Below are 22,900 nucleotides of genomic sequence, written 5' to 3' on the forward strand. Positions count from 1 at the left end.
GTTTGCTGCACTTTGACCAAACTTTTAACCTCTTTAGTCAAAGACATTTCCAGTTAAGTTAAGTTCAGCTCGCATAATTTCCTGCAATTTAAACTTCTGCGCTTTGCCTGAAGCTGTCATTGGAAACTCATTAAAGAATCGGACATAGCGCGGCACTTTATTATGAGAAATATGCTCTTTGCAGAATTGGCGAATGCTGTCTTCATCAATTTGATGATGCTCATGCAAAATAATACAAGCACAGAGTTCTTCGCCATATCTGGCATCTGGCAAGCCAATGACTTGGACATCGCTTACATCTGGATGAGTGTATAAGAAGTCTTCAATTTCTTTTGGAAAGAGATTTTCCCCACCGCGAATCACCACATCTTTAATACGGCCTTTAATTTTAATAAAACCGTCTTGATCCATTTCGGCAATATCACCTGTATGCATCCAGCCAGCTGAATCAATGACTTCTTTGGTCTTTTCTTCTTCGCCCCAATAGCCAGCCATCACTGAATAACCGCGAACGCATAGCTCACCCAAAGTTCCTTGCGGAACAATCTGCCCTTCTAAATCGACAATTTTAATTTCAACATGCGGATGAACATGCCCAACTGTGCTTACTCGTTTATCAATCGAATCATTTACCGAACTTTGTACACTCACTGGCGAGGTTTCAGTCATACCATAACAAATCGTGATTTCAGACATGTGCATGCGGTCTATAACCCGCTGCATAATTTCTCTTGGACAAGGACTACCTGCCATAATGCCCGTTCTTAAGCTCGACAGGTCAAACTCATTAAACTGTTCATGTTCTAAGGTGGCAATGAACATGGTGGGCACGCCATAAGCTGCCGTACAACACTCTTGATGAATAGCCTTTAAAGTTTCTAAAGGATTAAATACCGCCGATGGATAGACCATGGTTGAACCATGCGTAACACATGCTAGATTTCCCATCACCATGCCAAAACAATGAAACAACGGTACAGAAATACAGACTTTATCTTGAGGGGTTAAGCGGATGCCTTCACCGACAAAATAGCCATTATTTAAAATATTATGGTGAGTCAACATGGTCCCTTTCGGGTTACCAGTCGTACCTGATGTAAATTGAATATTAATGGTTTCATCAAACTGAAGTTGCTTGGTTAATAGTTTTAACTCTTCTAGCTGTTCAGGAGTTGGTGTAGTGACTAAATCACTAAAGCGATGAATACCCGTATGTTGCTGGTCATCAATTTTAATGACAAATTTTAAATGTGGTAATCGTGCTGAACTGAGCACTTTGTCAGTACAGGTGGTTAACTCAGGGGCAATTTTTGTGAGTAATTCTTGGTAATCAGTCGTTTTGAATTGAGAAGCAATAATCAATCCTTTGCATGAGACTTTATTCAACACATATTCAAGTTCATGGCTCTTATAAGCTGTATTGAGATTGACTAAAATAATCCCTGCTTTAAAAGCTGCAAATTGGGTTACCGTCCATTCCACACAATTAGGTGACCAGATCGCTAATCGATCACCTTTTTTTAATCCCAATTTTAAAAGGCTACAAGCAAAAGCATTTACTTCATCTTGTAAAGCTTTATAGGTTAATCGTCTGTTTTGATGAAAACTAACGATTGCTTCCTTTTCAGCATATTGCCGACAAGCCTGATCAAATTGTTCACCAATGGTCATACCCAATAAGGGCTGTGTGCTTGGTCCCGAGGCGTAGCTTAACCGTTCTTGTTGCATTGAATCATTCTCCTTGATTCTTTTATTCTCTTCTTACCTGATCTAATTGTTGTTACTGCAACTATTTTTCTAAACTGCCTTCTTTGTGTTGTTTTATCCTTTATATGCCCTATTTCCTCTGCACAGCATCTACACAAAAGTCAGCAATCTGTTTTGAAAAATAGTCTTTATGCGCATGATCAAATTTTGTATTTTGAGCTGGGTCTAGGGGTTCAACCACCACATAGGTCATGGCACCGACAACACACAGTGCTGCTGTATTTAAATCATCCAAGACAAACTCACCACTTGCATTTCCATCCGCAAGTATTTTTTTAATACTTTGTTTAATCAATTGCTTCACACGAAAACGCTCATGTTCAACCGTTGAATCGACGGGTTCAAACATGAGTGAATATGCAAGCTGAGGACTATTCAGTGCCCGTTTTACAAAGGTTGCCACAGCCTTATGTAATTTCTGCTTTGCCGATAAGTCACTTTCAGTAATCGAATCAATCACCAATAGTTCCGTATTAATGGCTTCGGACAAAACCTCAATCAGCACTTGGCTTTTATTATCAAAGTAGCGATAAACCAGACCACTTGATACGCCCGCTTGCTCTGCAATTGTTTGTATTTGCGCGTCTTTAAAACCTCCCTCTGAAATTAACTTTCTGGCTGAACTCAAAATCGACTTACGATTTTGCTCCATCCGCTCTTGCATTAAAGATGATCGTTTATAGCTCATAATTTATTCTCTAACAAATAAAATGAATTGTAAATCATTTTATGAATCAGTATTCACTTTTTTAAAAAATCATTGTATGGTAATTATCAAATACCCACAAAATATTTTATGGACAACAAATATAACCAATAGGATGAAGATATCATGAACCTACGCAGCTTGAATTTCGGTCTAGATGAAACTTTAATTGCGCTTCAAGATTCGGTAGCCGCTTTTTGTGCAAAAGAAATTGCACCAATTGCCCAACAAGTTGATCAAGACAACAAATTCCCTGCACATCTCTGGAAAAAATTCGGAGATATGGGCCTTTTAGGCATGACAGTTTCTGAAGAATATGGCGGCGCCAATATGGGTTATTTAGCTCATATTATTGCCATGCAAGAAATTTCGCGCGCTTCGGCAGCCATTGGTTTGTCTTACGGTGCTCATTCTAATTTATGTGTAAACCAAATTAACCGTAACGGTAACGAGCAGCAAAAACAGAAATATTTACCAAAATTGATTTCCGGTGAATATGTGGGTGCCCTTGCGATGTCTGAACCGAATGCGGGTTCTGATGTTGTTAGCATGAAATTACGTGCTGAGCAAAAAGGTGATCACTTCGTTTTAAATGGTTCAAAAATGTGGATCACTAACGGCGGTGATGCAGATGTACTCGTGGTTTACGCTAAAACTGATCCGCAAGCTGGCGCGAAAGGCATGACAGCTTTTTTAATTGAAAAAGGCATGAAAGGCTTTAGTCACGGTAACCATTTAGACAAACTCGGTATGCGTGGCTCTAACACTTACCCTCTGTTCTTTGACAATGTAGAAGTACCTGCTGAAAACGTACTCGGCGGCGTGGGTAACGGTACAAAAGTACTGATGAGTGGTTTGGACTATGAACGTGCAGTTTTAAGTGCTGGCCCTTTAGGCATTATGGATGCCTGTCTGGATGTGGTAATTCCTTATTTACATCAACGCGAACAGTTTGGCCAAGCTTTAGGTGAATTCCAACTTATGCAAGGCAAACTTGCAGATATGTATTCAACTTGGTTGGCATGTAAAGCACTCGTTTATGCTGTTGGTGCTGCATGTGATAAAGCCGACCATGACCGCAGCCTACGTAAAGATGCCGCAAGTGCCATTTTATATTCTGCCGAAAAAGCAACATGGATGGCGGGTGAAGCAATCCAGAGTCTAGGCGGCAACGGTTATATCAATGAATTCCCTGCTGGCCGCTTATGGCGCGATGCAAAACTTTATGAAATTGGTGCCGGAACTTCTGAAATTCGCCGCATGCTGATTGGCCGCGAACTTTTCAATGAAACCAAATAATAATTATAAATAAGGACGCATCTTATGAACCAATTACAAAGCAAGATTAATGTTCGAAGCGAAGACTTCAAAACAAACCAGCAAGCCATGCAAACATTGGTCACAGATCTCAAACAAGTTGCTCAGCGTATTGCTTTAGGCGGCGGTGAAAATGCCCGTCAAAAACATTTGGCTCGAGGTAAACTTTTACCCCGTGAACGTATTGATCAACTGATTGATGTCGGCACGGCATTTTTAGAAATTGGTCAATTGGCAGCGTACAACGTTTATGAAGATGATGTTCCTGCCGCAGGTGTGATTGCAGGTGTTGGTCAAGTCAACGGCATCACTTGCATGATCGTTGCCAACGATGCAACGGTTAAAGGCGGAACGTATTATCCCCTTACAGTTAAAAAGCATCTACGTGCACAAGAAATTGCTGAACAAAATCACTTGCCTTGTATTTATTTGGTGGACTCAGGCGGTGCCTATTTACCAATGCAAGATGAAGTCTTCCCAGACCGTGATCACTTCGGGCGTATTTTCTATAATCAGGCACGCATGTCGAGCCTAGGGATTGCCCAAATTGCTGTGGTGATGGGTAGCTGTACCGCAGGTGGTGCATATGTACCTGCCATGTCGGATGAAACCATTATTGTCCGTAATCAAGGTACGATTTTCCTAGGCGGCCCTCCTCTGGTAAAAGCTGCGACTGGCGAAGTGGTGAGTAGTGAAGACTTAGGCGGTGGCGATGTACACACACGTCTTTCGGGTGTAGCTGACCATTTAGCTGAAAATGATGAACATGCAATTGCCATTGCACGAAACATTGTTGCGAACTTAAATAAAAAACCAAACGACTTAAATAAACAAGTTGATGAACCTTTATTTGATGCATCGGAACTCTATGGCGTGGTACCAAGTGATGCGCGTAAGCCTTTCGATGTGCGTGAAGTGATTGCCCGTATTGTAGACGGCTCTCGTTTTGATGAGTTTAAAGCACGTTTTGGTTCAACACTGATTACCGGTTTTGCTTCACTCTATGGTATGCCGGTCGGCATTATTGCCAATAACGGGATTTTATTTTCTGAGTCTGCACAAAAAGGTGCGCACTTTATTGAACTATGTACACAGCGCAATATTCCATTGTTATTCCTACAAAACATTACAGGCTTTATGGTCGGTCGCCAGTATGAAAATGAAGGGATTGCAAAAAACGGTGCCAAATTGGTTATGGCAGTTGCAACCGCAAATGTACCAAAACTCACTTTGATTATTGGTGGTTCGTTTGGTGCAGGTAACTACGGTATGTGTGGCCGTGCTTATTCGCCACGCTTTTTATGGACATGGCCGAACTCTCGTATTTCTGTGATGGGCGGCGAACAAGCAGCAAGCGTACTCTCAACTTTAAAACGTGATCAAATTGAGCAAAAAGGTGCCGATTGGTCAGCACAAGAAGAAGACGAATTTAAACAACCCATTCGTGAACAATACGAGCGTCAAGGTCATCCATATTATGCTTCTGCCCGACTTTGGGATGACGGTGTAATTGACCCAGCGCAAACTCGCCAAGTACTTGGCTTAAGCCTTTCAGCTGCTATGAACGCTCCAATCCAGCCAACCAAATTTGGCGTGTTCCGCATGTAAGAGGTGTATATGAGCTTTCAATTTTTACAACTCGAACAACAAGATCAGGTTGCCTATATTTGGCTGAATCGCCCTGAATTGCACAATGCCTTTAATACTACAGTCATTGAAGAATTGCATGCTTGCTTTAAACAAATCAATACACGTGATGATATACGTGTTGTGGTTCTAGCGGGTCGCGGCAAAAGCTTTTCGGCAGGTGCCGACCTCAACTGGATGAAACAGGCTGGTCAGGCATCTTCAGCAGAAAATGAAGCAGATGCATTAAAACTTGCGCAAATGTTGGATGCACTTGCAACACTTAAACAACCGACTATTGCCCGCGTGCATGGGATTGCCTTTGGTGGCGGCATGGGTTTAGCGTCGGCATGTGATATTTGTATTGCCAGCACGGATGCCAAGTTTGCAACTTCTGAGGTTCGTTTAGGGCTTGCTCCATCTACCATTAGTCCCTATGTGATCCGTGCGATTGGTGCAAGACAAGCTTCCCGTTACTTCTTAACTGCCGAGCGGATTTCAGCACGTGAAGCCAAACACATTGGTTTGGCCCATGAAGTTGCAGATGCCGAAGACTTAGATAAAAAAGTTCAAGAAATTGTTGATGCTCTATTACTTGGTGGCCCGCATGCTCAAGCGGCCTCAAAACAACTCATTCAAATGGTCAGCAACCAGACCATGAGCAATGACTTGCTGCAACAGACAGCACATCATATTGCTCAAGTTCGTCAAGGCAGCGAGGCAAAAGAAGGTCTGAGTGCCTTTTTAAATAAACAGCAGCCTGCTTGGGTTTCTAACTCGAATAACAACAATTAAGGACGATCATCATGTTTGAAAAGATTTTAATTGCGAACCGTGGCGAGATTGCCTGCCGCGTAATTCGCACAGCTAAAAAATTAGGTATTGCAACGGTTGCCGTTTACTCAGATGCAGACGCAAATTCACAACACGTCAAACTTGCAGATGAAGCAGTTTATATTGGTCAGTCCCCTGCAACTCAAAGTTATTTACAAGCTGACCGCATTATTCAAGCTGCCATTGATACAGGTAGCCAAGCGGTTCATCCAGGTTACGGCTTCCTTTCAGAAAATGACCAGTTTGCACTCGCTTGCCAACAACACAACATTTGCTTTATTGGTCCACCAGTGGATGCCATTTTAGCGATGGGTTTAAAAGCAACCTCTAAAGCTTTAATGGAAAAAGCGGGTGTCCCTTTAACACCGGGTTATCACGGAACCAACCAAGATGCCGACTTTTTAAAACAACAGGCAGACCGAATTGGCTATCCTGTTTTAATTAAAGCCAGTGCTGGCGGTGGTGGTAAAGGCATGAGCCTGGTTGAACGCAGTGAAGATTTTTTGCATGCTTTAGCCTCTTGTAAACGTGAAGCCAAATCGAGCTTTGGTAATGATGACGTCTTGATTGAGCGTTATGTGATTCAACCACGCCATATTGAAGTTCAAGTGTTTGGCGATACACATGGCAACTATGTACATTTGTTTGAACGTGATTGTTCCGTACAACGCCGTCACCAAAAAGTGCTAGAAGAAGCCCCTGCTCCACAAATGCCAAGCGAAAAGCTCGATGCAATGCGCCAAGCTGCAATTGATGCTGCACGCGCCGTAAATTACGTTGGTGCAGGTACGGTTGAGTTTATTGTGGAACAAGACGGTACGGCGTATTTCATGGAAATGAATACCCGCCTACAAGTCGAGCACCCTGTTACCGAAATGATTACAGGTGAAGACTTGGTTGAATGGCAACTTCGTGTGGCTTATGGCGAACCTTTGCCTAAACTACAAAACCAACTCCAAATTCACGGCCATGCGCTTGAAGCTCGAATCTATGCAGAAGAACCCGAAAAAGGCTTTTTACCTGCAATCGGAAAAATTGACTATTTGCACTACCCAACGCAAAACCAATATGTTCGTGTAGACAGCGGTATTGTTGAAGGCGATGAAATCACGACCTATTACGACCCAATGATTGCCAAACTCATCGTATGGGGTAAAAACCGTGAAGCTGCACTTATTCAAATGCAACATGCCCTAAGCCAATTTCATGTCGATGGTTTAGGCAACAACATTGCTTTTCTTGAAAAAATTGTTCGTAGCGAATCGTTTAAACAAGCCAAGCTTGATACCAACCTGATTCAACGTGAACAAAACTTCTTGTTTAGCCCTGAAGAGATCAAACCAGAACTTGTGGTGGCAGCGGCATTTATTGAGTTTTTAAGCCAACTTAATAACAACAGCTCAAGCCAAAAACAGCTTTGGCAAGCTCAGCCGCTTTGGCGTTTAAATATTGCCTATCAGTACAGTATTAAACTGAATTATTTAAACCAAAATATTCAAATCAAATTTGCCTCAAATGAACATGGCTTCACCGCAGAATATAATGGTCAAAGCTACCCGATTTCAGGTCAATTGCTTGATGCGCATATGGCATCTGTTCAAATTGGTGGAACTCAGCAAAAGCTATCTTTTAATCAAAATCAGCAAGGCATTACCTTGTTCCAAAATGGACAAAGCTATAAATTTGCTTATATTCGCCAAGACTTTAATCAGGCAGATAGTCAAGCCGATGAAGGCCACCTAAAAGCACCAATGCCGGGTGTAGTCACTCAAGTTTTGGTAAGCGCAAATCATAGCGTTAAAAAAGATGATATTTTAATGACGCTTGAAGCCATGAAAATGGAATATACCATCCGCGCCCCTAAAGACGGCGTGATTGTAGATTCCTATTTCCAAGTCGGTGATCAGGTCAAAGCTGGCGATGAACTTGTGGAATTTCAGCCTGCTCAGGAGGAAGTTGCATGAGTGAGTTTGTCAAAATTGTGGAGGTCGGTCCCAGAGACGGCCTCCAAAACGAAAAGCAGGCTTTGACTGTCGAACAACGCTTAAACTTTATTAATGACCTAATCAGTGCGGGCCTAAAATCGATTGAGGTCGGCTCATGCGTTTCGGCAAAATGGGTACCGCAAATGGCCCAAAGTGATGAGCTATTTAAGCTGTTACCCCAAACAAGCGATGTGCAATTTAGCCTGCTCACCCCCAATATCAAAGGTTTTGAAACTGCTCATGCGGTAGGATGCAAAGAAGTTGCGGTGTTTACCGCAGCTTCTGAGAGTTTTACTCGTAAAAATATCAACTGCTCTATTGATGAAAGCTTTGAAAAATTTAGCGATGTCATGGCGGCTGCAAAAGCACATAACATCCGTGTGCGTGGTTATGTCTCTTGTATTGTCGATTGTCCCTATGAAGGCGCAATTGCACCTGAACAAGTGGTCAAAGTTGTTAAACGACTCTATGACATGGGCTGCTATGAAGTGTCTTTAGGTGAAACTATTGGCACAGCAACACCAGATCGCGTTCAAAAGGTTTGGCAAGCCTGCCTTGCTGAACTCGACAGTAAAGTTTTAGCTGGGCATTTCCATAACACCTATGGCATGGCAATTGCCAATATTTATCAGTCTTTACAGCAAGGTATTCGTGTTTTTGATTCTTCCCTTGCAGGACTTGGCGGTTGCCCTTATGCCAAAGGTGCCTCGGGTAATGTATCGACCGAAGATCTATTTTATTTGCTGTCGCACATGGGATTTGAAACTGGCATTGACTTAGAAAAACTGATGCAAGCCAGCCAAAATATCAGCAATGTATTAAACCGAAAAAGCTTGTCGAATTATGCAAATGCTTATTGGCAAACCAAATGTGCATAGCCATAAATTAAAATAGCTCAGCATCTGGTATAAGGCTTAATATAAGGCAAAGTACCAGATCATGCTATCTCATCTTTATCTCATTTCGTTCAGGAATTGGGACTAAATCCCTCATGCAATTTTTTTAAAATTTATCATTTATCTCTGTATTAAATGCCTCTCTCAACAGAAGCATTCTTTACCCTATTTTTGTTCTAAATCCGTATTATTCTTTATCCTTTTTCAATTGTAGTCCTTAAAAAATTTATCTTATTATTTATAAAAATAAGATGCATCCATTTCAATTCTTGGCGAAATATGTTCTTCCACCCAATCTAACCATGCACGCGTTTTAGCATCAATGAAATGACGTGAAGGCAATAAGGTATAAACCCCTATATCGGGTGAACGCCACTCTGGCAAGATATGGCATAATCTTCCATTCTGAACTGCATCTAAAGCTGAAAACATCGGCAATAGCGCCACACCCATATCTTGTTGCACCACATCTAACAATAACTCAGGGTTATCTGCAATGAGTTGCCCGCCAGTATCAATTTGGTAAGACTCACCACTTGTATTTAATAAGTGCCAATCTGGTGTAATAGATGGGTTTACTAAGCGTAAACAGGCGTGGTTTTTTAAGTCTTCAGGGGACTCAGGCACACCATGTTTTTCTAGATACGCAGGTGAAGCACATAAAACAGAAAAGATAGTGCCAATTCTGCGTGCGACAAAACGAGAATCTGTTAATGATTCAGTCAGATAAAGACTGACATCCACCCCTTTTGCCAACAGGTCTGGAACGTACTGTGAGGTCGTATATTCCACGGTTAGTTCAGGGTAATGCTTACAAAATTCGGCCATTACTGGAAAAACATAATGATGCCCAAAGCTTCCCATGCTTAACACACGTAAACGCCCTTTCGGTTTAGATGCCGTCCCTGTTACTTCTGATTCTGCTTCATCCACCATTGAAATGACTTGGCGACAGCGCTCTGCATAAGTCGCACCAATATCGGTCAGTGCCTGCTGGCGCGTTGAGCGTTGTATTAATTTTGTACCTAAGCGTGTTTCTAGCTCGCTGATAAGACGTGAAACCTGTGCTGTGGTCAGATCCATCTGCTCAGCTGCTGCTGTGAAACTCCCGCTATCAATCACTTTCAGGAATGCATGCATTGCATGCAATAGTCCACCATCGAGATTTTTGCGCATAACGTAAATATGTTTTCCTAAATTACGGATTGTTGCACCAGTTTAGTTCAACCACAATGACTAAATGTACATACATTGGCACTAATTCTTTTTAAGAAGAGGAACCGATCTTTTTTTATTTCGTATGTCACTTGCTCCAAATATTCAACTGGATGTTGAAAAAAGAAAGTAGTCCGAGCTACTAAAAATTCTAAGGAGATATAAATGAATATAGCTACAAAAGTCACTCCAAATATTATTGCAACAAAGGATGTGTCACTTGAAGATAAATATGTAAGTGATAACGGTACAGCATATATGACCGGCATTCAGGCACTTGTTCGGTTGCCTCTTGCCCAAACTCGCCGTGACGCGATGAATGGTTATCATACTGCTGGTTTTATTTCTGGTTATCGCGGTTCTCCTGTTGGTAACTATGATAGTTTCCTTTGGCAAGTTCAAGGATTACTTAAATCCCATAATGTTGTATTTCAACCTGGTGTAAATGAAGACTTGGCTGCTACCGCAATTTGGGGTACCCAACAAGTTAATCTTTCAGGCCAAGGCAAATATGATGGAGTGTCTTCATGGTGGTATGGTAAAGGCCCGGGTGTTGACCGTTCAGGCGATGTACTCCGCCATGCTAACTTAGCTGGTACCTCTGAACGTGGTGGTGTTGTTGCTTTATTTGGTGATGACCACTCATGTAAATCTTCTACAATCCCTCACCAGTCCGAACATGTCATGATTGGTTGTGGTATTCCAATTTTCTACCCAACATCCGTTCAACAAATTTTAGACTTTGGTGTTCACGCCATTGCTGTTTCACGTTTTTCTGGCCTTTGGTCTTCAATGAAGCTGGTGAGTGAAATTGTAGAGACTTCTGCTTCTGTTCATGTCGACCTAGACCGTGTTACTCCGGTTATACCAGAAGATGTTAATTTGCCAGAGGGCGGCGTCAATATTCGCTGGCCAGATCATGGCATTCAGCAAGAAGAACGTCTTTATAAATATCGCTTACCTGCTGTTTTGGCTTATGCCCGTGCCAACAAAATCAACACCGTTACATGGCCTTGTGAAAATGCCCGTATTGGTATTGCCGCAAGTGGTAAAGGTTATTTAGATACAATTGAAGCCCTACGCATTTTAGGTATTGAAGACGAAACTGCCCAACAGCTTGGGCTACGTGTTTATCAAGTTGGTCTGATTTGGCCTTTAGAACCTCAAGGCGTTCGTGAGTTTGCCGAAGGTTTACAAGAACTGATCGTTATTGAAGAAAAACGTCCAATTATTGAAACACAAATTAAAGATGAGCTGTACTCACTGCCTGATGGCAAACGTCCACATGTGATTGGTAAAGCAACTGACGGCAAAGGCGAATGGAGTACTTCTATTGAAGAAGCACCACTCATTGGTCACTATGAATATCAGCCTGAACCTATTGCAAAAATGCTGGCTGCTCGCTTCTTAAAACTCGATATTCCAGAAAACTTAAAAACACAAATCCAAAGCAGAATCGACTTACTGTTAAAAGCAGAGCAAGAATCAAAACGTGTTATTGATCTCGCTGAACGTAAACCTTATTTCTGTAGTGGTTGCCCACATAACTCTTCAACAGTCGTCCCTGAAGGTAGCCGCGCGTTAGGCGGTATCGGTTGTCACTATATTGCCGTTTCACTTGACCGCGGTACCGAAACGTTCTCTCAAATGGGTGGTGAAGGTGTAAGTTGGGTGGGTGCATCACCATTTACCAATGAAAAACATATTTTTGCTAACCTTGGTGACGGAACTTACTTCCACTCAGGTTACTTAGCAATTCGTCAGTCTATCGCTGCAAAAACGAATATTACCTATAAAATTCTCTATAACGATGCGGTCGCTATGACAGGCGGTCAGCATGTAGATGGTCATTTGAGCGTTGCACAGTTAACTCGTCAGCTTGCTGCTGAAGGTATTAAAAAACAAGTTATTGTTACTGATGAAGTTAAACTATTAAATGAAGAAGACGGCATTGCACCGGGTGTAGAAATTCGCTACCGTAATGAACTCGATACAGTTCAACGCGAGCTCCGTGAAGTTACAGGTGTCACCGCTTTAATCTATGTACAAACCTGTGCCAGTGAAAAACGCCGTCGTCGTAAACGTGATGCCTACCCTGATCCGGCTGAGCGCTTATACATTAATAGTGATATTTGTGAAGGCTGTGGCGACTGTTCGAAAAAATCAAACTGTTTATCTATTGAGCCAGTAGAGACTGCTTTAGGCACCAAACGTCAAATTAACCAAAGTAGCTGTAACAAAGACTTCACTTGTGCTGAAGGGTTCTGCCCTAGTTTTGTGACTGTTCATACACGTGATATGAAACGTCCAGCTAAATTTGAAGGAATTGGTGCAGGCTGGCCAACATCACCAGTTATTCCTCAGTTATATGACGTTCCAAGTCGTATTATGGTGGGTGGTATTGGTGGTACAGGTGTTGTGACTATTGGTGCACTTCTTGGTATGGCAGCTCACCTAGAAGGTAAAGCAACACGTGTTATGGACATGGCTGGACTTGCCCAAAAAGGTGGTACGGTTTATTCATACGTTCAACTTGCGGCAACTGATGAGCAAATTTCTTCTACGAAAATTCCAGCGGGCCAATGTGAATTATTGATTGGTGCAGATGCGGTAGTCGCTGGTGGTAGTGCTGCTCTATCTCGCTTAAAAGATGATGCTTTAGTTATTGTGAATGAAGACAGCACCCCTACTTCTGAATTTATCAAATCTCGTGACTGGTATGCACCTATTACTGATTTAATTGATCGTCTTCGTGGTCGTGTTCGTCAAGGTCAACTGGTTTCTTTGCCAGCAGCTCGCATCGCAACACTACTCTTAGGTGATTCGATCTATACTAACCAGTTATTACTTGGTATGGCTTGGCAATCTGGTCGCATTCCGCTATTACGTGAAAGCATTGAAAAAGCAATTCGCCTAAATGGTACGGCTGTTGAAAAGAACATCGAAGCTTTCCGCGTGGGTTGTCATCTTGCAAGTGACCCGACTTTAGCTGCACGTTTACTTGCGGCAATGCCAAAAACTAAAACACCACAAACTTTGGCTGAACTTGTTGAAGACCGTTCTGCTCGTCTAACAGACTACTGGAATGAAGCTTATGCAGCTAAATACCGTACGCTTGTAGAATTAGCTGCTAAAAAGTTACCAGAAGAATTAACAGGTACGATTGCAACTCAGCTTTATAGAGTCATGGCTTATAAAGATGAATATGAAGTTGCACGTCTTTTAACAGGTAAAAGCTTCAAAGAATCGATCGAAACCCAATTCGGTAAAGGCTTACGTTTAACGTATCATCTTGCTCCGCCAGCGTTACTTGGTGGTCTGAAAAATGTCCGTAAACGTGCGTTTGGTTACTGGATGCGCTTCCCAATGATGATGCTTGCTCGCTTACAATGGCTTCGTGAAACTTTCCTTGACCCATTTGCACGTCAAGAAGAACGTCAACACGAACAAGCTTGGCGCGACCGCTACATCGCATTTGTTGAAGCACTTGTTGAAGCACCAGACAATCATAACTTGGCAGTTGCTGAACAAATTGCAAAATTACCAGCAGAAGTTCGTGGTTATGGGCATATCAAAATGAAAGCAATGGACGCTGCAAAACAACGTTGGGATGAACTTACCCCAACACTGCTAAAAGTCCGTAACTAAAAATTAAATCTCAAAATAAAAAAGTCATCCTTAGGGATGACTTTTTTATTGGCTCAAAAATTTATTTAGCCATTTTACGTAAAGTCAAAATCTGCTCGCTTCGTCCAAATGGACCATACACATCATGTAAAACCGCACTGGTTAAACCAATACCATCCGAACCATATTGCTGAACGGTTTCCAGACCTAGCCATTTCCCTTGCGGATAACGGTGCATGTGGATTTGTAAATCAAGATTTGGAAAGCCCCAAGTAAATTCTCCTTCTTGTCTTGGTACAATGCCGTTTGCCGCATCTACCATGCCAATTAAATGAGCAAAATCTGTCGTCGGCTGTCCTTCAACTATTTCTTTATCATTGTTTAGCCAAACAATACCTTTTCCCGCACGATGTTGATCATTAGTTTTAGTGACTAATGTCTGGATAAAACCACCCGGCCATCTTTTCATACCTGTCCATTCTGTAATGGTATCTGGATGATGAACTGGCTGATCTTCAAGCCCAGCAATATCGGAACTGTCTTGAGTACACATGCGCCATGCTCTAGCCACAATACAGGTTTTACCTTGTGCTTGCATTTCGGCTTCAATCAATTCAATGGTTTTACCGGCACGAATCACATGCGTTTTAATCGTAAACTCACCAAATGCAATCAATCCAAAAATATCAAAACTAATTCGACCAATTCGCATATCTTGTCGTGGTGAAAATTGCTCTAACTCAGCTGCGATTACGCCACTTGCAGGGGCCATATGCTGTTCATGAGGGTTCCAAGCCCCTTGTGCATGAACAGTTGAGCAATAATGAGCAATAACTTCACCTTGAGGACCAATTGTTCTATTCAGTAATTGATAATAAGCATTCATGATTTTCTTTCCGTAGTCCTTATCCAACATCTATATTTGATGAAAATTCACGTTTTAATGCTTATGTTAACCCTCTATTTATTTGGCTCAACTGGTTTTTCCTACCAAAAACTCATGAGTCTAAAATTACAAATTTAATCACTAGGTAAAATTTTGCATGTCAATTTCACCCAGTGATCTTAAAAATGCCTATTCACTAAAATGCAAAAGCATCTTGATCAAGTTCCATTACAGATTCAGCTCCAGACTCAATAGAAGCAGCGTGGCTCCGTGTACGATGCAAAAGCTTTTGATAGAAAAACTTAGCTGTCGTTAACTTTGCTTTATAAAAAGCTTCTTCTTGTGTACCCGATTCTAATTTTTCATGGGCAACTTGTGCCATTCGAGCCCATAAATAAGCGAACACGACGTAACTGGAAAAATAAAGATAATCTACTGAAGCGGCCCCTATTTCTTCAGGGTTGTGCTTCGCTTTGTCGGCAATAGTTTTGGTCAGTGACAGCCATTGCTGTTTAAGCTCAGCTAATTTTTCTAGATAAGGTTTCAGGGTTTCACTAGATTGCTGTTGACCAATAAATTGATCAATTAAATCAGTCATGTTCTTTAAAAGTTTGCCTTCCGACTTGAGGACTTTACGTGCAAGCAGATCTAAAGACTGAATTTCGGTCGTTCCTTCATACAATGTTGAGATACGCGCATCACGTACAATTTGCTCCATACCATGCTCAACAATAAAGCCATGACCGCCAAAGACTTGAACGCCATGCTTGGCAGACTCATTACCTGACTCGGTTAAAAAAGCCTTAGCAATTGGCGTTAAAAAAGCCAGTAATTCATCGGAATGTTTTTGCTGCTCCTGATCATTTGAACTTTCGACATTATCGACATGCTGAGCCAAAAAATAAGCCAACGCACGGCCACCTTCAGAAAAAGCTTTTTGTGTCATTAACATCGAACGTACAGCAGGATGCACAATAATTGGATCGGCATTTTTGTCAGGATATTTAGGACCAGATAGCGAACGCATGGCAAGGCGCTCTTTGGCATAACTTAATGCGCCTTGAAATGAAATTTCAGAAGCAGCGAGTCCTTGTACTGCAGTTCCAATTCGTGCGGTATTCATAAAGGTAAACATACAATTGAGCCCGCGATTTTCAGGACCAATCAAATAGCCTTTGGCACCATCAAAATTCAGCACACAGGTGGCATTGCCATGAATCCCCATTTTATGTTCAATCGCACTACAAACGACTTTATTACGGTCCAGCACCTGAGCGTCATTACTCACATTAAATTTAGGCACAATAAATAAAGAAATGCCTTTAGTCCCTGCGGGTGCCTGAGGTAAACGGGCTAAAACAATATGAATAATATTTTCTGAAAGATCGTGTTCACCCGCTGAAATAAAAATCTTTTCGCCTGTAATTGAGTAGCTACCGTCAGGATTTGGTTCTGCTTTAGTTCTAATTAACCCAAGGTCCGAGCCCGCATGTGATTCGGTTAAACACATTGTTCCCGTCCAAACACCACTAATGAGTTTAGTCAAAAACTTTTGTTTTTGTTGCTCGGTACCATGATGCTCAATGGTTCTCATTGCGCCATGAGACAAGCCGGGATACATCGCCCAAGCCCAATTAGAGCCACATAACATTTCTGAAATAGCGATCCGTAGCAATGTCGGCAAGCCCTGCCCACCATATTCCGGATCGGCGGTTAGTGAGGTAAACCCAAGCTCGGCATATTTTTGGTAGGCTTCTTTAAAACCTTTCGGCGTTGTAACTACACCTTGATTTAAATGGCACCCTTCCTGATCACCATTTTGGTTAATCGGTGCCAACTCATTTTCACAAAAATCTGCGGCCGCCTCTAAATATTGATCAATTAATTCTCGATTTACGCTTTCCTGATAGTTGCTTAAACCTTGATAGTTCTGTTCTGTTTGAAGCATTTCATGCAGTACAAATTGCATATCGCGTAATGGAGCTTTGTATAAAGGCATAGTTTTTTCCTTTCACTTCACTGCCTATATCATGGGCAGATATCGTTTTTCCTTGAAATGGACTTTTATTGTTTCAATCTCACCAAAATATCAAAAAATTTCTTATAGCAAAATATATTTTCACTAATTTAATAAAATTATCCTAACTTAGCCATAAAAATAAAATATAAACATATGTTTTAAAATACAAATATAATATGAAAAGTAATTAGTACTTCTTAATAAGAATAAATTTAAATTTTGTATTGCAAAATTTCATTCCGTAAAAAATCAATTTATAGTATCGTGATTAGACTGCTTAATCATCCAAGGACGATTTATGGAAAGCCCGAAATACACAGGTCTTGAGTTTTTAACCGCTTTAAAAAATGGTGAAGTTTCTCCATCACCTATGGCTCACACCATACCAATGGAACTCGTTGAAGTTTCCGAAGGTAAAGCAACTTATAAAGTTACCCCTCGCAAAGAACATAGAAATATACAAGGCGGTGTACACGGCGGCTTTTGCGCCACAGCTTTAGATACTGCGACAGGCAGCGCAGCTCATACCCTACTTGAACATGGCGTTGGTTATGGAACCATTGATTTAAATGTAAAAATGATTCGCCCTATGCAGGTTGATACGTCTTACTATGCGACAGCCGAGTTAATTAATGCGGGTCGCAATATTATTAGTACCGAAGGTAAAATCGTAGATGAAAACGGCAAAGTGTATGCTTTTGCCTCGGCAACCTTAATGATTATTCGCAAATAATAAAATTTTAAAGCTCCTGTTTATGGAGCTTTTTCTGGCTTTGCAATCTTATTCATTTCATAAAAATCTAAACGATCAATCGTAAAACTCACCAATGCCATCACTAAACCTAAGGCAGCACATGCTTCCCATCCCCAGTGTTTCCAAGCATACACCGCAATAAAAGAACCTAAGGCGGCTCCACCAAAATATAAAGTCATATAAATTGAATTAATACGGGAACGCGCCTCAGCCGAAATTCGATAGACCAAATTTTGGTTGAGTACATGAAATGCCGACAAACCAAAGTACGCCATAATTACACCAACAGCATAGGCAAGCAGAGACTGCTGGGCAAAAAATAGTGGTATCCATGCACTTATTAATAACCCCATGCAAATCACTGCAATTTTATTTTCAAGACCCGCTGCAATTTTCTTACCTGCCCAAGGAGTCGCAAATACACCTGCCAATCCAACAATCCCAAATAAACCAATCTGGAAATCGTTAAAGTGATAAGGCTCATTCGCCAAAATAAAAGTCATAGTGGTGAAAATCAGAGCCAAAATTCCAAAGCCAATTCCACCAGCAAAACCACGGCGTAATAAATGCGGCTGGTGAGCTGCTAATGAAAATAGTGAACCATAAATCTGTAGAATATTGAGTTGGTGAGACTTACGTGCAACTGGCAACTTCACCCACATCACCCAAGCAAACACCAAAATGACGATTCCACTAATTAAATAAACCGCATGCCAAGACCAAACTGTAGAAAGCAAGCCTGCAATAGAACGCGCCAACAATATTCCTAAGAACAAACCGCTCATGAGAGTGCCTACAACTTGAGGGCTTTTTTTCGGGCTGGCTAAACCTGCGGCGAAAGGAACCAAAACTTGAGTCGCAATCGAAAAGAATGTAGCTAAAAAGGTAAAGCCATATAAAGCTGACAAGGTTTGACTTAAAGATAACCCTACTTGTGCAAGCCCCGTACAACACATCAGCAAGCAAATATAACTGCGCTTTTCAAAAAAGTCGCCTAAGGGAACCAATATAAAAAGGCCAACTGCATATGACAGTTGGCTAATCACAATAGTTAAGGCGACTTGATCGGCATTGACTTTTAATGCTTCTGCAATGGAATAGATTAAGGGCTGGTTATAATAGTTTGAACCCGCACAAATGCCACATGTCATTGCCATGATAAAAATAAAGCTTTTTGACAGTATATTTTCTGCATTGGGCTCAACTATTTTTTCCATTTTTAACTACGTCCCATTTTAGAATTTATACATCGATACAAAGTTTAAGCGTGACACATCAGCGGTTCTGCCATCAAATACTTCTCGTTTGCCTTGATGATATTCCATACCAATATCCATTTGCTCAATTGGTGAATAAAAGACGTTAGCTGCGTAGTCCGTTAAGCGTTTATTAGCATCTGGATTGAGTTTGGCATAAGCAGTGTCGTCATCATAATCAAACATCGAAGCCGATAAGTTTGCACGCCATTGCTCATTGAATTTATATGAATAACCAATATTGATGCTATTCAACTTATTCATAACCAAATCTGTTTTGTCTTCGTTTAAAGAGAAATCACCCGCGGCATTTAAACTTGTTGAATTTGCCAAACCACTTTGCGTGGTATAAGGCATAAATTTTTGATCACCAACAATATATTGATAATTTGCTTGTACCGACTGCTGAGGGGAGAGTTGATATTTTAAGCCGCCTCCAGCGCCCCAGCTTACTTTCTTCACCGTGGCAGTTGCGACATCTGTAGATTTTTCATTAATAAAGCCTTGAGCAAGTGCCGTTAAAGGGCCTTGTTTAAAGCTATAGCGACCCGTTAAAGTTGGAAATGCCGAGACTCTCGAACCTGTATATTCTAAGGCTACTTTTAAATCATTATTGGCATCGATTTTCCAGTCATAGCGAATTTGAGGAGTACGTGTATAAGAAGTTCCCACAAATTGAGTGTAGTCAACAGCTTCAGTACGGGTTTCCATGTTGGACATGAGTGACCATGTTTGACCAAAGGTCCAGTCTTTATAGGTGAAAAAAGCATGACGTATACGGAATTTACCATCCCCCGTTCCCATGTTAGAGCTATCGAAGAAATCGGCTTCAATATTTCCAGTAACCGCTTTATTAGGACTATTAAAATAAACACCTAGTCGGCTTGCATTAATCATGGCATCCGAACGTGCATGATTTGAACGTTTTTCACTTTCAAAAGGTGTTCGATACAGGCTGCTAGTCGTTCTACCGCCCGAGTCTGGTGATGATTTGAAATCAACCGCTGCATCAATACGAGCGATACCGTAAACCTTAACATTATCCGTCCAAGTGACCCACGAAGGAGCAACAGGCTTCTCTGTTACAGTCGCTTTAGTTTTTTCAATGTTCTCTTCGATCTTTACCTGTTTGACCTGTAAATTATTTTGAGTTTGTTTCTGAGCAGCAAGTTCTGCTTTTAATTTTTGCAGCTCGGTTTCTAGCAAATTAATTCTTTGTTCTGTCGTATCTGAAGAATTTGCAAAAATAGTCCCTGAAGCCGCAGCACAAGCTGCAGCTAAAATTAATTTTTTCATCTTTTAATCCTTAAAGAAGCGTTTTTCCGTGTGTATTTAGGCTACACGTGCATCGATTAGTTCACAGTCAGTGACTGCCTGTAATTCATCAAAAGTTAAGCCGTCTACCATTTCCTTGACGTAAGCTTTTTGGTCTTTGAGTTCAATAATGCATAAATCGGTATAAATACGGTTTACACACTGCTCACCCGTTATTGGATAGCTCAGTTCTTTTACAATTTTGGGCTCACCTTTTTTAGTGACATGCTCCATATAGACATAAATCGTTTTTGCACCGACTGCCAAATCCATAGCACCGCCAACTGCCGGCACATCATCTGCCTTACCGGTATGCCAGTTTGCCAAGTCTCCATTTACCGCAACTTGGAATGCACCAATCACACAAATGTCCAGATGGCCACCACGCATAATGTCAAACGAGTCGCCATGATGCATAAAGCATCCACCGTCTAACAAAGTGACAAGTTCTTTTCCGGCATTTACTAAGTCTTCATCTTCCTCACCTGGTTGTGGTGGTGGGCCAAAAGCCAAAACCCCATTTTCCGAATGTAAAAAGATTTCTTTGTCTTTAGGCAAAAATTTAGCAACGTTGGTCGGCAAGCCAATTCCTAAATTGACATATGAACCTTCCGGAATGTCATTGGCAATGAGCTTGGCAATATCTTCACGAGAACGTTTTTGAACTGACATTAGATATCTCCTACTTTTACAACGTGCTGAACAAAAATTCCCGGTGTAATAATGCACTCTGGGTCAAGCGTTCCTAGCTCTACGGTGTCATTCACTTGAACAATCGTGGTCTTGGCGGCTTTTGCCATGATCGGCCCAAAATTGCGGGCTGCTTTGCGGTAAGTTAAATTGCCCCAGCGGTCGGCTTTATCGGCATAAATCAGTGCAAAATCAGCTTCAAGTGGATATTCAAGCACATAATTTTTACCGTTAATGGTTCGGGTCTCTTTACCCTCGGCAACTTTGGTGCCATAACCAGTCGGCGTAAAAATAGCCCCTAAACCAGCCCCTGCGGCCTGAATCCGACAAGCCAAATTACCTTGTGGAACTAGTTCTAACTCAATTTTTCCCGCTCTATATAAGTCTTGAAAAACGGTTGACCCAGCAGATTTCGGAAATGAACAAATCATTTTCTTTACACAGCCAGCAATAATGAGCTTGGTTAGGCCACGATCACCAGAAGCCGCATTGTTATTTACAACGGTGAGTTCTTTTTTTCCTAAATCGATTAAGGCTTCAATTAATTCAGCAGGTTGCCCAGTCACACCAAACCCGCCTGTCATGATGGTTGCCCCATCAGGAATAGCTTTTAAAATTGGTTCAATGTCACTGGTGATTTTATTTATCATCTCACTTGTCCCTTTTCATCCTTAATTTAAGGTGACAGATTGATCTGTCACTCTGCCTTTTGCGGGTTAAATAGTCGGTCTTTAATAAATAACAATGGGATTACACCGCAGATAAAATAAGCTGCAGCCATCACCAAAAGCCCTAAGCCAATAGAACCATTTTGCGATAGATAACCAATTGTTAATGGAGAGAAAATAGAAAGTACTTTGCCAATGTTATAAGCACCACCCACTGCCGAGCCTCGAATCGAAGTCGGGAAGCTTTCTGTCATATATGTGGCATTAATTGCGTATGGAATACCGTAAAGGAAACCGAAAAACAGCATCATCCATAAAATATTGGTTGGGGTATTTAAGTAGACAATGACAGGAATAAACAGTGCTGTACCAATGGTTCCAAAAGCAAATACAGCGCGTCGTCCTAATTTATCGGCAACGATTCCTGCGATCACTTTAGCAAACATCATAATCAGGAAAGTACCGACCATATACATGGCCATTTCTTTAAACTTGATGCCAAGATCAGACTCTAAATAAGCAGGTAACCAGTTACTCACGCCGTAATAGCCAAACTGCAATGCACCCGTACTAATAATCCAGAGAACAAACATGGTGCCATGTTTTTTATCTCTTAAAATCTCAAAATATGGATTTTGACGTTTTTTAGGTTGGTTACTTTGAGCAACTTCTAACGCTTTTAATTGACGCGCTTTTTTCCAAGACTCAGGTTCAGGTACACAAAAGTGCATTAAAACTGACAACACCACAGGCGCAATTGCAATCCAGTAAAGGAAACGCCAGCCATGTTCAGGAATAATATGTCCAGCTAATAAGGTCGCGAGTAAAGAACCCAGTGTATAACCAGTCATGAGAGTAGCCAAAACGGTCGAGCGATGTTTGGTTGGCACCATTTCAGACATTAAAATATTACAGGCAATATAAAGTGCGCCTAAGCCCATCGCTCCAAATGTTCTTAAAACTGCAAATTGCATATAAGAATCAGTAAAACCCAGCGCACTAGTTAAAACTGAAGAATAAGCAATAAAGAATACAATAATGCGAACTCGCCCAAAACGGTCACACGCCCAGCCGCCAATCAGACCACCCACAGCGGAACCGAAAAGCGTTAAGCTGCCTAGTGTTCCAGCTTGTACACCCGTCAAATGAAATTCTGTTTTAAGACTGGTCAGGCTCAATGCCAAAAAACCTAAGTCTGCCCCATCACACAACAATGTTAAAAAAGCGAATATAAATGCGGTAATCCAAATCTTTTTTGGTGTTTGGATAGCTTCACTGCTAGCCGTATTTTGGGTAACTGTTTCTGTTGTCATGTCCATATCCTCAGAAGGAACATGAG

17 protein-coding genes are annotated in these 22,900 nt (G+C 41.4%); 7 read left to right on the top strand and 10 right to left on the bottom strand.

Annotated features, from left to right (window positions below):
- Positions 1–33: 33 nt before the first annotated feature.
- A complete protein-coding gene (locus tag ACYU0V_RS10805; RefSeq protein ID WP_461847410.1) occupies positions 34–1,728 on the bottom strand; it encodes an AMP-binding protein in 1,695 nt (564 codons plus the stop codon).
- Between the two features lie 109 nt (positions 1,729–1,837).
- Positions 1,838–2,455 (bottom strand): TetR/AcrR family transcriptional regulator, encoded by a 618-nt coding sequence (locus ACYU0V_RS10810; RefSeq protein ID WP_002114305.1) that lies wholly within the window; start codon positions 2,453–2,455, stop codon positions 1,838–1,840.
- Between the two features lie 144 nt (positions 2,456–2,599).
- Between ACYU0V_RS10810 and ACYU0V_RS10815 the strand changes: the two genes are divergently transcribed.
- From ACYU0V_RS10815 to ACYU0V_RS10835, 5 genes are read left to right on the top strand one after another with little or no spacing between them, the layout of a single operon-like run.
- Complete coding sequence (locus tag ACYU0V_RS10815; RefSeq protein ID WP_029424157.1) at positions 2,600–3,772, top strand: isovaleryl-CoA dehydrogenase; 1,173 nt, start codon at positions 2,600–2,602, stop codon at positions 3,770–3,772.
- Positions 3,773–3,796: 24 nt separating this feature from the next.
- Positions 3,797–5,398, top strand: a complete 1,602-nt coding sequence (locus ACYU0V_RS10820) for a carboxyl transferase domain-containing protein (RefSeq protein ID WP_461847412.1) — start codon at positions 3,797–3,799, stop codon at positions 5,396–5,398.
- Between the two features lie 9 nt (positions 5,399–5,407).
- Entirely contained in the window at positions 5,408–6,211 is an 804-nt protein-coding gene (locus ACYU0V_RS10825) for an enoyl-CoA hydratase/isomerase family protein (protein WP_461847414.1), read from the top strand.
- Positions 6,212–6,222: 11 nt separating this feature from the next.
- A complete protein-coding gene (locus ACYU0V_RS10830; protein ID WP_372550370.1) occupies positions 6,223–8,214 on the top strand; it encodes an acetyl/propionyl/methylcrotonyl-CoA carboxylase subunit alpha in 1,992 nt (663 codons plus the stop codon).
- Entirely contained in the window at positions 8,211–9,113 is a 903-nt protein-coding gene (locus tag ACYU0V_RS10835; protein ID WP_461847417.1) for a hydroxymethylglutaryl-CoA lyase, read from the top strand. Before ACYU0V_RS10830 ends, ACYU0V_RS10835 begins: the two co-directional genes overlap by 4 nt.
- A 252-nt stretch (positions 9,114–9,365) precedes the next feature.
- Here ACYU0V_RS10835 and ACYU0V_RS10840 read toward each other — a convergent pair whose 3' ends face one another.
- On the bottom strand, positions 9,366–10,307 hold the full coding sequence (locus ACYU0V_RS10840) for a LysR family transcriptional regulator (RefSeq protein ID WP_461847419.1): 942 nt from the start codon (positions 10,305–10,307) through the stop codon (positions 9,366–9,368).
- 204 nt (positions 10,308–10,511) lie between these two features.
- On the opposite strand from ACYU0V_RS10840, the gene ACYU0V_RS10845 reads away from it, so the two are divergent.
- On the top strand, positions 10,512–13,994 hold the full coding sequence (locus ACYU0V_RS10845; RefSeq protein ID WP_461847421.1) for an indolepyruvate ferredoxin oxidoreductase family protein: 3,483 nt from the start codon (positions 10,512–10,514) through the stop codon (positions 13,992–13,994).
- A 61-nt stretch (positions 13,995–14,055) separates the two neighbouring features.
- Here ACYU0V_RS10845 and ACYU0V_RS10850 read toward each other — a convergent pair whose 3' ends face one another.
- Together ACYU0V_RS10850 and ACYU0V_RS10855 are read right to left on the bottom strand one after the other, a co-directional pair.
- Positions 14,056–14,859 (bottom strand): thioesterase family protein, encoded by an 804-nt coding sequence (locus ACYU0V_RS10850; protein ID WP_461847423.1) that lies wholly within the window; start codon positions 14,857–14,859, stop codon positions 14,056–14,058.
- Positions 14,860–15,055: 196 nt separating this feature from the next.
- Positions 15,056–16,858 (bottom strand): acyl-CoA dehydrogenase C-terminal domain-containing protein, encoded by a 1,803-nt coding sequence (locus ACYU0V_RS10855; protein WP_461847424.1) that lies wholly within the window; start codon positions 16,856–16,858, stop codon positions 15,056–15,058.
- A 304-nt stretch (positions 16,859–17,162) separates the two neighbouring features.
- On the opposite strand from ACYU0V_RS10855, the gene ACYU0V_RS10860 reads away from it, so the two are divergent.
- The gene (locus tag ACYU0V_RS10860; protein ID WP_079284144.1) at positions 17,163–17,612 is read left to right on the top strand and encodes a PaaI family thioesterase; all 450 of its coding nucleotides are present in this window, start codon (positions 17,163–17,165) and stop codon (positions 17,610–17,612) included.
- A 20-nt stretch (positions 17,613–17,632) separates the two neighbouring features.
- Here the strand turns inward: ACYU0V_RS10860 and ACYU0V_RS10865 are convergent, their stop codons facing one another.
- From ACYU0V_RS10865 to ACYU0V_RS10885, 5 genes are read right to left on the bottom strand one after another with little or no spacing between them, the layout of a single operon-like run.
- On the bottom strand, positions 17,633–18,850 hold the full coding sequence (locus tag ACYU0V_RS10865; RefSeq protein ID WP_461847425.1) for an MFS transporter: 1,218 nt from the start codon (positions 18,848–18,850) through the stop codon (positions 17,633–17,635).
- Between the two features lie 18 nt (positions 18,851–18,868).
- Positions 18,869–20,185, bottom strand: a complete 1,317-nt coding sequence (dcaP, locus tag ACYU0V_RS10870; RefSeq protein WP_461847427.1) for an outer membrane trimeric porin-like protein DcaP — start codon at positions 20,183–20,185, stop codon at positions 18,869–18,871.
- Positions 20,186–20,221: 36 nt separating this feature from the next.
- Complete coding sequence (locus ACYU0V_RS10875) at positions 20,222–20,875, bottom strand: 3-oxoacid CoA-transferase subunit B (protein WP_000116037.1); 654 nt, start codon at positions 20,873–20,875, stop codon at positions 20,222–20,224.
- Positions 20,875–21,543, bottom strand: coding sequence for a 3-oxoacid CoA-transferase subunit A (locus ACYU0V_RS10880; RefSeq protein ID WP_000608704.1), 669 nt, complete (start codon positions 21,541–21,543; stop codon positions 20,875–20,877). The genes ACYU0V_RS10875 and ACYU0V_RS10880 overlap by 1 nt, the downstream gene beginning before the upstream one ends.
- A gap of 47 nt (positions 21,544–21,590) precedes the next feature.
- Positions 21,591–22,874: an MFS transporter gene (locus ACYU0V_RS10885; RefSeq protein ID WP_197970761.1), complete on the bottom strand. Its 1,284-nt coding sequence runs from the start codon at positions 22,872–22,874 to the stop codon at positions 21,591–21,593.
- Between the last annotated feature and the right edge of the window lie 26 nt (positions 22,875–22,900).

The organism is Acinetobacter sp. X9 (assembly GCF_054889255.1).